General features: G+C 66.9%; 16 protein-coding genes and 1 tRNA gene. 15 read left to right on the top strand and 2 right to left on the bottom strand.

Going from position 1 to position 14,879, the window contains the following annotated elements; translation table 11 throughout:
• The first annotated feature begins 23 nt into the window (after positions 1 to 23).
• The 12 genes from rpsE (at position 24) to GH266_RS04675 (ending at position 11,387) form a co-directional block, all read left to right on the top strand.
• Complete coding sequence (rpsE, locus tag GH266_RS04730) at positions 24 to 596, top strand: 30S ribosomal protein S5 (protein WP_067216481.1); 573 nt, start codon at positions 24 to 26, stop codon at positions 594 to 596.
• A 42-nt stretch (positions 597 to 638) separates the two neighbouring features.
• Positions 639 to 830, top strand: a complete 192-nt coding sequence (gene rpmD / locus GH266_RS04725; RefSeq protein ID WP_067216479.1) for a 50S ribosomal protein L30 — start codon at positions 639 to 641, stop codon at positions 828 to 830.
• Between the two features lie 20 nt (positions 831 to 850).
• Positions 851 to 1,321, top strand: coding sequence for a 50S ribosomal protein L15 (gene rplO, locus GH266_RS04720; RefSeq protein WP_158192878.1), 471 nt, complete (start codon positions 851 to 853; stop codon positions 1,319 to 1,321).
• A 49-nt stretch (positions 1,322 to 1,370) separates the two neighbouring features.
• Complete coding sequence (gene secY / locus GH266_RS04715; protein ID WP_158192877.1) at positions 1,371 to 2,705, top strand: preprotein translocase subunit SecY; 1,335 nt, start codon at positions 1,371 to 1,373, stop codon at positions 2,703 to 2,705.
• Positions 2,702 to 3,298 (top strand): adenylate kinase, encoded by a 597-nt coding sequence (locus GH266_RS04710; RefSeq protein ID WP_158192876.1) that lies wholly within the window; start codon positions 2,702 to 2,704, stop codon positions 3,296 to 3,298. Before secY ends, GH266_RS04710 begins: the two co-directional genes overlap by 4 nt.
• Positions 3,299 to 3,456: 158 nt before the next feature.
• Positions 3,457 to 3,825: a 30S ribosomal protein S13 gene (rpsM, locus tag GH266_RS04705; protein ID WP_158192875.1), complete on the top strand. Its 369-nt coding sequence runs from the start codon at positions 3,457 to 3,459 to the stop codon at positions 3,823 to 3,825.
• Between the two features lie 71 nt (positions 3,826 to 3,896).
• Positions 3,897 to 4,286 carry a 30S ribosomal protein S11 gene (gene rpsK / locus GH266_RS04700; protein WP_158192874.1) on the top strand — a complete coding sequence of 130 codons (390 nt, stop codon included), beginning with the start codon at positions 3,897 to 3,899 and terminating at the stop codon, positions 4,284 to 4,286.
• 79 nt (positions 4,287 to 4,365) lie between these two features.
• On the top strand, positions 4,366 to 5,388 hold the full coding sequence (locus GH266_RS04695; protein ID WP_067216465.1) for a DNA-directed RNA polymerase subunit alpha: 1,023 nt from the start codon (positions 4,366 to 4,368) through the stop codon (positions 5,386 to 5,388).
• 78 nt (positions 5,389 to 5,466) lie between these two features.
• Entirely contained in the window at positions 5,467 to 5,892 is a 426-nt protein-coding gene (rplQ, locus tag GH266_RS04690) for a 50S ribosomal protein L17 (RefSeq protein ID WP_067216462.1), read from the top strand.
• Between the two features lie 148 nt (positions 5,893 to 6,040).
• A complete protein-coding gene (locus GH266_RS04685) occupies positions 6,041 to 7,477 on the top strand; it encodes a DegQ family serine endoprotease (RefSeq protein WP_158192873.1) in 1,437 nt (478 codons plus the stop codon).
• A gap of 25 nt (positions 7,478 to 7,502) precedes the next feature.
• Positions 7,503 to 8,816: a replication-associated recombination protein A gene (locus GH266_RS04680; protein WP_158192872.1), complete on the top strand. Its 1,314-nt coding sequence runs from the start codon at positions 7,503 to 7,505 to the stop codon at positions 8,814 to 8,816.
• A gap of 69 nt (positions 8,817 to 8,885) precedes the next feature.
• The gene (locus GH266_RS04675; protein WP_158192871.1) at positions 8,886 to 11,387 is read left to right on the top strand and encodes a patatin-like protein; all 2,502 of its coding nucleotides are present in this window, start codon (positions 8,886 to 8,888) and stop codon (positions 11,385 to 11,387) included.
• On the opposite strand, the gene folB is transcribed toward GH266_RS04675, so the two are convergent.
• A complete protein-coding gene (folB, locus tag GH266_RS04670) occupies positions 11,362 to 11,730 on the bottom strand; it encodes a dihydroneopterin aldolase (RefSeq protein WP_158192870.1) in 369 nt (122 codons plus the stop codon). The two genes, GH266_RS04675 and folB, sit on opposite strands and share 26 nt — an antisense overlap.
• 151 nt (positions 11,731 to 11,881) lie before the next feature.
• Positions 11,882 to 12,592, bottom strand: a complete 711-nt coding sequence (gene lipB / locus GH266_RS04665) for a lipoyl(octanoyl) transferase LipB (RefSeq protein WP_158192869.1) — start codon at positions 12,590 to 12,592, stop codon at positions 11,882 to 11,884.
• Positions 12,593 to 12,717: 125 nt separating this feature from the next.
• Between lipB and GH266_RS04660 the strand changes: the two genes are divergently transcribed.
• The 3 genes from GH266_RS04660 to mgtE all read left to right on the top strand — a co-directional run bounded on the left by GH266_RS04660 (position 12,718) and on the right by mgtE (position 14,851).
• Positions 12,718 to 12,984, top strand: a complete 267-nt coding sequence (locus GH266_RS04660; RefSeq protein WP_158192868.1) for a FliM/FliN family flagellar motor switch protein — start codon at positions 12,718 to 12,720, stop codon at positions 12,982 to 12,984.
• Between the two features lie 125 nt (positions 12,985 to 13,109).
• Positions 13,110 to 13,196 (top strand) — tRNA-Leu (locus GH266_RS04655).
• A gap of 242 nt (positions 13,197 to 13,438) precedes the next feature.
• Positions 13,439 to 14,851 carry a magnesium transporter gene (gene mgtE, locus GH266_RS04650; protein ID WP_158192867.1) on the top strand — a complete coding sequence of 471 codons (1,413 nt, stop codon included), beginning with the start codon at positions 13,439 to 13,441 and terminating at the stop codon, positions 14,849 to 14,851.
• Positions 14,852 to 14,879 lie beyond the last annotated feature (28 nt).

Genomic DNA, 14,879 nt, shown 5'->3' with positions numbered 1-14,879 from the left:
ACAGACAAACGGAAGCGAATATTATGGCGAGACAGGATACACGGGAGCGCGGTGGCGATCGCGCCGAGCGCGACAGCGAGTTTGTCGACAAGCTCGTGCACATCAATCGCGTCGCCAAGGTTGTGAAGGGCGGACGTCGCTTCGGCTTTGCCGCACTCGTCGTGGTCGGCGACCAGAAGGGCCGCGTCGGCTTCGGTCACGGCAAGGCGCGTGAGGTGCCGGAGGCGATCCGCAAGGCGACCGAGGCTGCCAAGCGCTCGATGATCCGCGTCGCTCTGCGCGAGGGTCGTACCCTGCATCACGACGTCAACGGTCGCCACGGCGCCGGCAAGGTCGTGCTGCGTGCGGCTCCGGCCGGTACCGGCATCATCGCCGGCGGCCCGATGCGCGCCGTGTTCGAGACGCTCGGCGTCCAGGACGTGGTGGCGAAGTCGCTCGGTTCGGCAAACCCCTACAACATGGTGCGCGCCACCTTCGAGGCCCTCAAGCAGGAGGACAGCCCGCGTTCGGTTGCTGCCCGCCGCGGCCTCAAGGTTTCGCAGATCCAGTCGCGTCGCCGCGACATCGACGACAGCGTACCGGCCGCCGAGGCTTGAACCCGGCAGTTGCCGACCCCAGCTTGAGAAAGGCTTGGTTCCATGGCGAACGAAAAGACCGTCACGGTCGAGCAGGTGGGTAGCCCGATCCGGCGCCCGAAGGACCAGCGGGCAACGCTCGTCGGTCTCGGTCTGAACAAGATGCACCGCCGCTCGACGCTGAAGGATACCCCGGAAGTGCGTGGCATGATCCGGAAGGTTCAGCATCTCGTTCGCGTCGTCGAAGACGCGTAACGGATGCGGGGAGACATACGATGAAACTGAATGAACTCCGGGACAATCCGGGTGCCACCAAGGACCGCATGCGCGTCGGCCGTGGCATTGGTTCGGGCAAGGGCAAGACCGGCGGCCGTGGCGTCAAGGGTCAGAAGTCCCGCTCGGGCGTCGCGATCAAGGGCTTCGAGGGCGGCCAGATGCCGCTGCATCGTCGCCTGCCGAAGCGCGGCTTCACCAACATCTTCGCAAAGTCGTTCAACGCGGTCTCGCTTGGCCGTGTCCAGATTGCGATCGATGCTGGCAAGCTCGACGCTTCCCAGACGGTGACCGCCGAGGCCCTCAAGGCCGCTGGCGTCATCCGCCGCGTCAAGGACGGCGTCCGCCTGCTCTCCGATGGTGAGCTGAAGGCGGGTGTGACCTTCGAGGTCGCCGGTGCCTCCAAGAACGCGCTTGCCGCGGTCGAGAAGGCCGGTGGCAAGGTCACGATTATCGGAGCCCAGGCTGAATAAGCCTGGGTTTTCCCACGTCAGATTGCTCGAGAATTGACCGGAGCCCGGAATGGCATCTGCTGCCGAACAGCTAGCGGCTAATCTGAACTTTTCAGCTTTCGCCAAAGCCGAGGAATTGAAGAAGCGTATCTGGTTCACACTGGGTGCGCTTCTTGTGTATCGGTTCGGCACTTACGTGCCGCTGCCCGGGATCAATCCGGATGCCTTCGCGCAGGCCTTTGGCCAGGCGCAGCAGGGCATCGTCGGGCTGTTCAACATGTTTTCCGGCGGTGCCGTGGAGCGCATGGCGATCCTGGCGCTGGGAATCATGCCGTACATCTCGGCATCGATCATCATCCAGCTGCTGACCTCGGTTGTTCCCTCGCTGGAGCAGCTGAAGAAGGAAGGCGAGCAGGGCCGCAAGGTCATCAACCAGTACACCCGCTACGGCACGGTGGTTCTGGCGACCTTCCAGGCCTATGGCATCGCCATCGGCCTTGAGAGCGCCGCCAATGTGGTGGTCGATCCGGGCTGGTTCTTCCGCATTTCCGCGGTGATCACGCTGGTCGGCGGCACCATGTTCCTGATGTGGCTGGGCGAGCAGATCACCGCCCGCGGCATCGGCAACGGCATCTCGCTGATCATCTTCGCCGGCATCGTCGCCGGCCTGCCCTCGGCCGTCGCCTCGACGCTGGAGCTGGGTCGCCAGGGCGCGCTGGCCACCCCGATCATCATCGGCATCATCCTGCTGTCGATCGTGGTGATCGCGCTGATCGTGTTCATGGAGCGCGCGCAGCGCCGGCTCCTGATCCAGTATCCGAAGCGCAATGTCGGCAACCGCATGTTCGAGGGCAACACCTCGTTCCTGCCGCTGAAGCTCAACACCGCCGGCGTCATTCCGCCGATCTTCGCCTCCTCGCTGCTGCTGGTTCCGGCGACGCTGTCGGGCCTCGGCACGACCGGCGACGAGACCAGCTGGCTGACCACGGTCACCGCGCTGCTCGGCCACGGCCAGCCGCTCTACATGCTGCTCTATGCAGCGCTGATCGTGTTCTTCTGCTTCTTCTACACGGCCATCGTGTTCAATCCGTCCGACACGGCCGACAATTTGAAGAAGCATGGCGGCTTCATTCCGGGCTTCCGTCCGGGCGAGCGCACCGCGCAGTATATCGATTATGTGCTGACCCGCATCACGGTGGTCGGTGCCATCTACATCGTCCTGGTCTGTCTATTACCCGAATTCCTCATTTCCGCGACCGGCGTTCCGTTCTACTTCGGAGGCACCTCGCTGCTGATCATCGTCAGCGTGACCATGGATACGGTTTCCCAGATCCAGGGCCATCTGCTCGCGCATCAGTACGAAGGCCTTGTCAAGAAGGCGAAACTCAGGGGGAAGCGCAGATGAGGTTGATTTTTCTCGGACCGCCGGGCGCCGGCAAGGGAACGCAGGCCGCTCGGCTGGTCGAGAAGCACGGAATTCCGCAGCTCTCCACCGGTGACATGCTGCGCGCCGCAGTGGCGGCCGGCACGCCGGTCGGCCTGCAGGCCAAGGCGGTGATGGATGCCGGCGGCCTCGTGTCCGACGAGATCGTCATCGGCATCGTCGCCGACCGGATCGAGGAAGCGGACGCCCAGAAGGGGTTCATCCTCGACGGCTTCCCGCGCACCGTGGCCCAGGCCGAGGCGCTCGACCACATGCTGGCCGGCAAGGGGCTCAAGCTCGACATGGTGCTGGAACTCGAGGTCGACCAGTCGATCCTCGTCGACCGCATCATGAAGCGCGCCGCCGATGCCAAGGCCGCCGGACAGCCGGTCCGCAAGGACGACGATCCGGAGGTCTTCAAGCAGCGGCTCGAGGCCTACAACCGCGACACCGCGGTGGTGGCTCCCTACTACCGCAACCGCGGACAGCTGGTCGGGATCGACGGCATGAAGCCGATCGACACCGTCTCGGCACAGATCGATTCCGCGCTTGACGCGGTGGCAGCTGCGGGCTAAGGCTCGCGGCTCCAGCAAAACGCCTGCATCCGGGCCGCGTGAAACGCGCGGCACGGGTGCGTTTGCGCTTTCCTCCGCAGGGGCCGGGCTCCACCGGACGCGGGGATAACCCGGCGCGCTCCTCACCCCGAGGTCGCGCCATTGACATGGAGACGGCAGTGGCCCGTATCGCAGGTGTAAATATCCCGACCAACAAGCGCGTCGTCATCGCGCTTCAGTACATTCACGGCATTGGCTCGAAGTTCGCGGCGGAAATCATCGAGAAGGTGAACATCGCTCCCGAGCGCCGCGTCAACGAGCTGTCCGACGCCGAAGTGCTCGCGATCCGCGAGACCATCGACCGCGACTACATCGTCGAGGGCGACCTGCGTCGTGAGACGGCCATGAACATCAAGCGTCTGATGGACCTTGGCTGCTATCGCGGCCTGCGTCATCGTCGCGGTCTTCCGGTGCGCGGCCAGCGTACCCATACGAACGCCCGCACCCGCAAGGGTCCGGCGAAGCCGATTGCCGGCAAGAAGAAGTAATCTCACTGGCAATCAGGCCCGGTGGAGCCGCCGACTTACGGCGGTGACGAGATCGACCAAAGGACAAAGACATGGCTAAAGACACCACGCGCGTCCGCCGCCGCGAGCGAAAGAATATTTCCTCCGGCGTGGCGCATGTGAACTCCACGTTCAACAACACGATGATCACCATCACCGACGCACAGGGCAACACGATCTCCTGGTCGTCCGCCGGTGCGATGGGCTTCAAGGGCTCGCGCAAGTCGACCCCGTATGCGGCCCAGGTCGCGGCCGAGGACGCTGCCCGCAAGGCGGCCGACCACGGCATGCGCACCCTCGAGGTCGAGGTTCGCGGTCCCGGTTCGGGCCGTGAGTCCGCTCTGCGCGCCCTGCAGGCCGCCGGCTTCATGGTGACCTCGATCCGCGACGTGACGCCGATCCCGCACAACGGGTGCCGTCCGCGCAAGCGCCGCCGCGTCTGACGCTCAGCCGCATATCGTTCATTCCCATGGCACAGCATGGCCGGTCCTCGAGACCGGCGGGACAGCCGGAGGATAAGAATTGAGCATTCACAAAAACTGGCAGGAACTGATCAAGCCGAACAAGCTCGAGGTGAAGCCCGGCCACGACCCGCGTGTCGTCGGTACGGTCGTCGCCGAGCCGCTTGAGCGCGGCTTCGGTCTGACGCTGGGCAATGCCCTGCGCCGCGTGCTTCTGTCCTCGCTCCAGGGCGCGGCAGTGACGGCGGTGCAGATCGACGGCGTCCTGCACGAGTTCTCGTCCATTCCGGGCGTGCGGGAAGATGTCACCGACATCGTCCTGAACATCAAGGAAATCGCGCTGCGCATGCAGGGCGAGGGCCCCAAGCGCATGGTCGTGCGCAAGCAGGGTCCGGGCGTGGTGACGGCCGGCGACATCCAGACGGTCGGCGACATCGAGGTTCTCAACCCCGATCTCGTCCTTTGCACCCTCGACGAGGGCGCGGAGATCCGCATGGAGTTCACGGTCAACACCGGCAAGGGCTACGTGCCGGCGGAGCGCAACCGTCCGGAAGATGCTCCGATCGGGCTTATCCCGGTCGACAGCCTCTACTCCCCGGTCAAGAAGGTCTCCTACAAGGTCGAGAACACCCGTGAGGGCCAGGTTCTCGACTACGACAAGCTGACCTTGAACGTGGAGACCGACGGTTCGGTTTCTCCGGAAGATTCCGTCGCATTTGCGGCGCGTATCCTGCAGGACCAGCTTTCGATCTTCGTCAACTTCGAAGAGCCGCGTCGCGAAGTGAAGGAGGACACCGTCCCCGAGCTCGCGTTCAACCCGGCGCTTCTGAAGAAGGTCGACGAGCTGGAGCTGTCGGTGCGTTCGGCCAACTGTCTGAAGAACGACAATATCGTGTATATTGGCGATCTCATTCAGAAGACCGAGGCGGAGATGCTGCGCACCCCGAACTTCGGCCGCAAGTCGCTCAACGAGATCAAGGAAGTTCTCGCCCAGATGGGTCTCCATCTCGGCATGGAAGTGGCCAACTGGCCGCCGGAGAACATCGACGAGCTCGCCAAGCGCTACGAGGATCATCAGTACTGATCGCGCGAAAGCGCGGTCTTCCAAGGGACAGGCGGCGGCACGCAAGAGACGTGACCGCCAGACAAAAAGGAGAGAGCCATGCGCCACGGCAATCGCGGCCGCAAGCTCAACCGGACATCCAGCCATCGCAAGGCGATGTTTGCCAACATGTCCGCTTCGCTGATTGAGCATGAGCAGATCGTGACGACCCTCCCGAAGGCCAAGGAACTGCGGCCGATCGTGGAAAAGCTCGTCACCCTCGGCAAGCGTGGTGACCTGCATGCCCGCCGTCAGGCGATCGCGCAGATCCGCGACGTTGCCCTCGTTCGCAAGCTGTTCGACACGCTTGCCGAGCGCTACAAGGGCCGCAACGGCGGCTACACGCGCGTCCTCAAGGCCGGGTTCCGCTACGGCGACAACGCCCCGATGGCCGTGATCGAGTTCGTCGATCGCGACGTCGACGCCAAGGGCGCGGTCGACCGGGCGCGCAACGAGGCTGCCGAGGGCGCCGAAGCTGCGGCTTGATCTTGCGGGCGAACCTCGCGTTCGCATTCGCACACGGAAAGGCGGCCTTCGGGTCGCCTTTTTTGTTAGGTTTGGCTCGACTGTCCAAAGGCGGGGCATGAGTCGTTCCGGCCATGCCCGGCGCCGCAAATCGGTGAGGTTTCCCGGGATGTCCGTCTACGCCCTCGCAGGCCGCGCTTCGCTCGCGCTTGCCACCGTCCTTCTCATTGCGTTCGCCGGCGCTGCATCGCCCGGTGCCCAGGAGCGCAGCGTGCCGCGCGATGCGGCCGAGCTGCGCCTGTCCTTCGCGCCGGTGGTGCAGCAGGCTGCGCCCGCGGTCGTCAACGTCTATGCCAGCCGCACGGTGCAGAGCCGCCCGGTCTCGCCCTTCTTCGACGATCCGTTCTTCCGCCGCTTCTTCGGCGGGCCGGGGCAGGACATGGGGCGCCCGCGCGAGCGTGTGCAGTCCTCGCTCGGCTCCGGCGTCATCGTGTCGGCCGACGGCATCATCGTCACCAACAACCACGTGATCGCCGAAGCGGACGCGGTGCGGGTGGCGCTGGCCGACCGGCGGGAGTTCGACGCCGAGATCGTGCTGAAGGACGAGCGCACGGATCTTGCCATCCTGCGGGTGCGGGATGCGTCCGAGACCTTCCCGCATATCGAGTTCGCCGATTCCGACACGCTCGCCGTCGGCGACATCGTACTGGCCATCGGCAATCCCTTCGGCGTCGGCCAGACGGTGACGCAAGGCATCGTCTCGGCGCTGGCCCGCACCCGGGTCGGCGTCTCCGACTACCAGTTCTTCATCCAGACGGATGCGGCGATCAATCCGGGCAATTCCGGCGGCGCGCTGGTCGACATGCAGGGCCGGCTGGTCGGCATCAACACGGCGATCTTCTCCCGCTCCGGCGGGTCGAACGGCATCGGCTTCGCCATTCCCTCGAACATGGTGCATTTCGTCGTCGATGCGGCGGAGAACGATGGCCGCGTGCGCCGGCCCTGGCTCGGCGCCAGCCTGCAGACCGTCAGCGCGGAGATCGCCGAGGCGCTCGGCCTCGACCGTCCCAGCGGCGTTCTCGTCACCGTCGTCGGCGCGGGCAGCCCGGCGGAGCGGGCCGGGCTCAAGGTCGGAGACCTGATCACCCATGTCGGTGATACGGAAGTGACCGACCCCGACAGCTTCGGCTACCGCTTCGCCACCCGCACGGTCGGATCCTCGACGACGCTGACGGTGCTGCGGCCGCGCGGCGAGGTGAAGCTGGAGGTGGCGCTGGAGGCCGCTCCCGAGACGACCCCGCGCGATGCGCGGGAGATTTCAGACTTCTCGCCCTTTGCCGGCACGACGGTGATGAACCTGTCGCCCGCTGTTGCCGAGGAGCTGCGGCTCGACGGGTTCGACACCGGCGTCGTCATCGCCAAGGTCGAGCCGGGTTCGCCGGCCGCCCGCGTCGGGCTGCAGGTCGGCGACGTGGTCCAGACCATCAACGGCCGCGAGGTCGACACCAGCCGTACCCTGCAGCGCATCGCCGGCAGCGATCCGGGCGTGTGGCGCCTGGAGATCCGGCGCGGCGGCCGGGTGCTGCGGATCGCGCTGCGAGGCTGAGGCGGCAGGAACAGGGCATCTTCCGATGAGCGATCTCTTCCAGTCTGCAGGGCTCGGGGCGCAGACCCGCCGGCCGCTCGCCGACCGGCTGCGCCCGGCGCAGCTTTCCGACGTGGTCGGGCAGGATCACCTGCTCGGCCCCGACGGCGTGCTGACCCGCATGCTGGAGACCGGCTCGCTCGGCTCGCTGGTGTTCTGGGGCCCGCCCGGCACCGGCAAGACCACGGTGGCGCGGCTGCTGGCGGATGCGACGGACCTGCGCTTCGAGCAGATCTCGGCGATCTTCAGCGGCGTTGCCGAGTTGAAGAAGGTGTTCGAGGCCGCCCGCGCCTCGCGCCTCACCGGCAAGGCGACGCTGCTCTTCGTCGACGAGATCCACCGCTTCAACCGGGCCCAGCAGGACAGCTTCCTGCCCGTCATGGAGGACGGCACGGTGACGCTGGTCGGCGCGACCACCGAGAACCCGAGCTTCGAGCTCAATGCCGCGCTGCTGTCGCGGGCGCATGTGCTCACCTTCCGCACGCTCGACAGCGAGGCGCTGGAGCGGTTGCTCGCCCGCGCCGAGGCGGAGGAGGGGCGGCCGCTGCCGCTGGATGAGGGCGCGCGCGCCGCGCTGTTGCGCATGGCCGATGGCGACGGGCGTGCCGCGCTGACGCTGGCCGAGGATGTCTGGCGCGCCGCGCGGGGCGGGGAGACCTTCGATGCCGAGCGGCTGCAGGAGCTGGTTCAGCGCCGCGCCCCGGTCTACGACAAGTCGCGCGACGGCCACTACAATCTCATCTCGGCGCTGCACAAGTCGGTGCGCGGGTCCGATCCCGATGCCGCGCTCTACTGGTTCTGCCGCATGCTGGACGGCGGCGAGGATCCGCTGTTCCTCGCCCGGCGGCTGATCCGCATGGCGGTCGAGGACATCGGCCTTGCCGATCCCAATGCGCTGGTCCAGGCCAATGCAGCGCGCGATGCCTACCAGATGCTCGGCTCGCCCGAGGGCGAGCTGGCGCTGGCGCAGTCGGTCGTCTATCTGGCGACGGCGCCGAAGTCGAACGGCGCCTATGTCGCCTACAAGGCGGCGATGCGCGCGGCCAAGCAGCACGGCTCGCTGGCGCCGCCCAAGCACATCCTCAATGCTCCGACCAAGCTGATGAAGTCGGAAGGCTATGGCGACGGCTATGCCTACGACCACGACCAGCCGGACGGCTTTTCGGGGCAGGACTACTTTCCCGAGGCGATGGGCCGCCAGCGCTTCTACGACCCGCCCGAGCGGGGCTTCGAGCGCGAGCTGCGCAAGCGCCTCGACTATTGGGACAAGCTGCGGCGGGAGCGCGGCGGGCGCTCCTGACAGCTTGCCCATTGCGCTTTGCCGCGAACAGGCGGACCATGGCGGCGGCGTCCTGTTCCGGTAGGATCCATGAAACAGATCGAGTTGCGTCTGGCGCTGGTGCTTTACGGAGGGGTCTCCCTTGCCGTCTACATGCATGGCATCACGCGGGAATTCCTGAACCTGGTGCGGGCGTCGCGGCGCCTGGAGGCGAACGGAGCCGGGGCCGGAGCCGGAGCGGGGGCGTCCGCGCGGGACGAGACCAGCACCGAGGTCTATCAGCGGTTCCTGGCGATGTTCGCCCCCGCGCTGGACCTGCGGGTCGTCGTCGACGTGATCGCGGGGGCCTCCGCCGGCGGCGTCAACGGCGTGATGCTGGCGCGGGCGCTGGCGCATAATCTCACCCTCGACGGCCACCGCGATCTCTGGCTGGAAAATGCCGATGTCACCCGGCTGTCCAACGAGCCGGTCGGCCTCAGCCGCTATCTCAAGGGCTCCATCGCCCCGGTGCTCGACCGGCTGGTCGGCATGGCGCTGAAATCCGAGCTCGGCGACCCGGAAACCCGCACCAAGCTGCGCCAGTTCATGCAGGCACGCTGGTTCACGCCACCCTTTTCCGGCGAGCGCTATGTCGGCTGGATGCTGGATGCGGCCAAGGGGATGCGGGCCGACGATGCGCCCGGTGCGCCCCACTCGCTCATCCCGCAAGGCCAGTCGCTGGACCTCTTCGTCACCGTCACCGACTTCCACGGCGCCCGCCGCCGCTTTGCCATCGACGATCCGGTGGAGGTGGAGGAGACCGAGCACCGGCTGATCCTGCGCTATTCCGCCAGCAGCCGGGGCAATGGCGAGATCGTCTCCGATTTCACCGACGCGCGCATTCCCGACCTGATCTTCTCGGCGCGGGCGACATCCGCCTTTCCCGGCGCCTTTCCGCCGATGACGGTGGGCGAGATGGACCGGGTGCTTGAGGCGCGCGGCGAAAGCTGGCCGCTGCGCGGCATCTTCCTGCACCGCGCCTTCGGGCGCAGCGAGACGACGCCCGAGGCCCGCATCCTGGTCGATGGCAGCGTCGTCATGAACAAGCCGTTCCAGCCGGTGATCGAGGCGATCGCCGGGCGGCCGGCCGCGCGCGAGGTCGTGCGGCGGATCGTCTATGTCGACCCGATGGCCAATGTCCTCGGCCGCAAGGACGAGGCGCCGGCCCCCGGCAACGGTCAGGGCGAGGAGGACGCGCTCGGTGCGGGGGAGGGGAATTTGCCCGGCTTCTTTCGGGTCATCCTCGCCTCGCTCGCCCATATCCCGCGCAACGAGCCCATCGGCGACGCGCTGGAGCAGGTGGAGGAGTACAATCGCGACGTCCGCCAGGTGGCGGAAGTGATCGCCGCGGCCGAGCCGGTCGTCGAGCGGGAAGTGGCGTCGATCCTGCGCGCCGATCCCGACCGGCCGATGACGGTTCCCGAGCTCACCCGCTGCCGGATGCTGGCCAACCAGCGCGCCCATGCCTCCGCCGGTTATGCCTATCACGGCTATCAGCGGCTGAAGCTGTCCGGCGTGGTGACGCGGGTGGCGGATCTCCTGGCCCAGCTCGCCACGGCCCGGGCGGGAACCCTGGGCGGCACGGTGACCAGTCCGCGCGACTGCGAAATGCGGATCGAAGGCTGGCTGTCGCACCAGCATGGGGATGCCGCCGCCGGCCATGGCGGGGTGGAGGGGCCGACGCCGCAGCCGATCATCCGTTTCCTGCGCGGGCTCGATGTCGACTACCGCATCCGCCGGCTACGGTTCGTGATCCGCCGGCTCAACCGGCTCTACCGGTCGGCCGGCGCCGAACTGGTGCTGCGCCCGGCGGAAATGGACGAGCTCAAGAGCACGCTGTACGAGCAGGTCGACCATCTCGGGCAGCGCTGGTTGGTGAGCTTTTACGGCGCGGAGACGGCCGATGCGGCGGCGCGGCTCGCCGCCTGTGCGCCGGACGATGTCGAGACCGTGGGCGAGGTGCTGGACCAGCTGGCGACCCGCATGGGGCTCGCCGATCTCGACCGGCTTTGCGACGACGCCTTCTCGGTGATGGCCTACAGCTACCTGCCGCCGCCGCTGCGGCTGCCGCTGGTCGCGGCCTATATCGGCTTTGCCTTCTACGATCTCGTCACGCTGCCGGTGCTGCGCCGGCTGGCGAGCTCGGAATACAACGAGATCCTGATCGACCGGATCAGCCCGTCGGACCCGCATGCGCTGCGGCCGGGCGGCGTCAAGCTGAAGGGCAACAACCTCAATGCCTTCGGCGCGTTCTTCAACCGCCGCTGGCGCGAGCACGACTATCTGTGGGGGCGGCTGTCGGCGGCCGACCGGCTGATGACCATGGCGGTGCGCGCCGCCGCGCCGATCGCGAGCGTCGATCCGAAGGCGCTCGCGGCCATCCGGCGCGAGGTGTTCCTGGCGATCCTGCGGGAGGAGGACGGCCGCCTCATTGCCGATCCCAAGCTGGTGCCGGACCTGCTGGCCGAGGTGGAGCGCATGCTTGCCGTGGACGCGGCCGAGGCCGCGCCCGAGGCGGGCGAGAAAATCAGCTCGGAGCCCGCGTCCGCGTGATCTCGACGCTGACGCGGCCGGCGGCGATGGGCAGCGGCGCGCCGGGCTTGTGCACGCGCACGCTCACGCCCTGGATCCGCTCTTCGGCGTCCAGCACCGCATCGGCAATGGCGCCGGCCAGCCGCTCGATCAGCTTGTACCTGGACCCGGTCACCACCTTCTCGATGGTCCGGGTCAAGGTGGCGTAGCACACCGTCTCCTCGTAGCGGTCGCTCAAGGACGGGGCGGTCAGGTCCAGCCGGCAGGTCAGGTCGACGACGAAACGCTGGCCGAGCCGCGCCTCTTCCTCGTGCACGCCGTGAAAGGCGTAAAAGGCAAGGTCCTGGAGGTGGATGGCGTCCATAGGGGGCTCGCTGTCTTGTGGCGACCGGGGCAGGCCACCTTCATGGTTGCCGGCATGGGTAGGCCAGCCGGGCGGCATTCGCAATCGCCCAAAGCGGCATGGCGGGGGTGCTGTTCCGTCGTGCCTTGTCTCCTGAAAGGGGGCGCGCGGCTCAGAAAGGGGCGGCGGAGACCGTCGGGCCGAACCGTTCCTCGAAGCAGCGCCGCAGGACGAGGTCGACATCGTCCAGCGTCACCGGCAGGCCGAGATCGACAAGGCTCGTCACGCCGTGTTCGGTCACGCCGCAGGGGACGATGCCGGAGAAGTGCTCCAGATTCGGCTCCACGTTCAGCGACAGGCCGTGAAAGCTGACCCATTTGCGCATTCGGATGCCGATGGCGGCGATCTTGTCCTCGCGGGTCGCGCCCTTGTCCGGGCGGCGCACCCACACGCCGACCCGGTCCTCGCGCCGTTCGCCGCGCACATGGTGCTCCCACAAGGTGCCGATCACCCAGTCCTCCATCGCGGCGACGAAGGCGCGCACGTCCGGCCGGCGGCGCTTGAGGTCGAGCATCACATAGGCGACCCGCTGTCCGGGGCCGTGATAGGTGAACTGGCCGCCGCGCCCGGTCTTGTGCACGGGAAAGCGGTCGGGGGCGATCAGGTCCTGCGCCTTGGCGCTGGTGCCGGCGGTGTAGAGCGCGGGATGCTCCAGCAGCCAGACCCGCTCGGCCATCGTGCCCTCGGCGATGCCGGTCACGCGCCGCTCCATCTCTTCCAGCGCGACGTCGTAGGCGACCGGCGCGTCGCTCACCGCCCATTCGACGGGAGGCGAGCCGGCGCTGGGGAAGAAGGAGCCGGCCAGTTCCGCACGCTCTGTCATTTTGCAAGTCCGTTAGGAGTTTGTTAACCAGACGCCCGCCAAGGTCGGCGGACGGGGCGGCATCGGCCCGGCCCGTATAGAATGAAGCCGACGGCATTGCCAAGCGACATCGGTCCGGTGGTCATATGGGTACTTTCGATAATATTTCCATCGAGATCTCGGTCGTGCTCGGCAAGGCCGAGATGCCGATTCACCAGCTGCTGCGCATGGGCCGCGGCGCGGTGATCGAGTTGATGTCGCGCGAGGAGGACGATGTCCAGATCCTCGCCAACAACATTCCCATCGCCCGCGGGCAGGTCGTCCTGCAGGGCGAACGGGTCGGCGTTTCGGTCACCGAAGTGCTGATGCGCCCGCCCGAGGCGCGTCCGGCGCGCCTGAGCGGGGCGCTGTGATTTCGCCCTTGCGGCGGCATGCATCTTTCCCTTGTGAATATCCTGACGTAAAGCGCTTGCGCGGGAAAAACCTATTTGCTAGACGAGGGCTCCGCTGAGCCGATGGAGCGCAGCGGAAACGACAAGCGGTCGTGGCGGAATTGGTAGACGCGCAGCGTTGAGGTCGCTGTGGGGTAAAACCCGTGGAAGTTCGAGTCTTCTCGACCGCACCAAAAAAGAACCCGGCAGATTTGCCGGGTTTTTTTGTGCCTCGCGCAAGTCGACGAAAACCCTGCAAGAGCGTGGATTCTGCCCGATTTTCGCCGTGAGCACCTGCGAAATCGTTGAGCGCGGCGCAGCATTGTCGCGTTTCCCATGTTAGGACTGGGTTCGGGCGTCTTTCTCAAGGAAAGGCGACGGGTTTCATTCTGCGGCGGGCGGGCAAACCTTGCGGCAGGCGAGAGGGGGCACTTGCGTGACCGAGGCCGACCACACCGACATTCCCGAGACCTTCGAGATTCCGGCGGTGCGTGACGACGAAGGGCGCATCAGCGCCGACTTCCTCGCGCTCGTCGAGGCGGGAATCGCTGCGGAAGACGCGCCTGCCCTGATCGGCCTTGCCGGCGATCTGCACGAAGCGGACGTCGCCGATCTCATCGAGGCCCTGCCCGAGGACGCGCGCGTGCCCCTGGTGCGGCTGCTGGGCGACGAGTTCGACTACGCCACCTTGACCGAGCTGGACGAGGCCGTCCGTCTCAGCATTCTTGAGAATCTGCCCTCCGACACGCTGGCCGAAGGCATCGGCGAGCTCGATTCGGACGACGCGGTCTACATTCTGGAAGACCTCGACGCCGAGGGGCAGGCGGCGATTCTCGACCAGCTGCCCTATTCCGACCGAATCCAGCTGCAGCGCTCCCTCGACTATCCGGAGGACTCGGCCGGCCGTCTGATGCAGACGGACTTCATCGCCGTGCCGCCGTTCTGGAGCGTCGGCCAGACCATCGACCACATGCGCGAGACGGAGGACCTGCCGGACACGTTCCACGAGATCTTCGTGGTCGATCCCGGCTTCCGCCTGATCGGCTCGGTGCCGCTGGACAAGATCCTGCGCACCAAGCGGACGACGAAGATCTCCGAGATCATGACGGAGGATCCGCAGACCTTCCGCGCGACCGACGACCGGGAGGACGTGGCCCGCGCGTTCGAGCGCTACAACCTCGTCTCCGCTGCGGCCGTCGACGATGCCGGCCGGCTGGTCGGCATGCTGATGATCGACGACATCGTCGACGTCATCCAGGAAGAGGCGGAGGAGGATCTTCGCGGTCTTGCGGGCCTTGGCGACGAGGAGATCTCCGACACCGTGCTGGTGACGGCGCGCTCGCGCCTCACCTGGCTGCTGGTCAACCTGTGTACCGCCGGCCTTGCGGCGACCGTCATTTCGCTGTTCGAGGCGCCGATCGCCGCGATGGTGGCGCTGGCGGTGCTGATGCCCATCGTCGCCTCGATGGGCGGCAACGCGGCGACCCAGACCATGACCGTGGCCGTGCGCGCGCTGGCGACCCGCGAGCTGACGGCGCGCAACATGCTGCGCGTCCTGCGGCGCGAGGTTCTGGTGGCGTTCCTCAACGGCATGACGCTCGCCGTCCTGCTGGGCACCGGCGCGACCCTGTGGTCCGGCAATCCGGGCCTCGGCGTGGTCATCGCCATGGCCATCATCATCAACCTGTTCTTCGCAGGCGTTGCGGGACTGCTGATTCCGGTGGCGCTGGAAAAGGCGGGCGTCGACCCGGCCATCGCCTCCAGCGTCTTCGTCACCACGGTCACCGACGTCATCGGCTTCTTCGCGTTCCTCGGCATCGCCGCTCTCTGGTTCGGTCTGCCGCTTTGAGGCAATGTGCGGCGGCATAAGACTGAAA

The sequence above is a fragment of the Stappia indica genome (assembly GCF_009789575.1).
GTDB classification, from domain to species: domain Bacteria; phylum Pseudomonadota; class Alphaproteobacteria; order Rhizobiales; family Stappiaceae; genus Stappia; species Stappia indica_A.
This window is presented reverse-complemented; position numbering and strand designations above follow the sequence as displayed.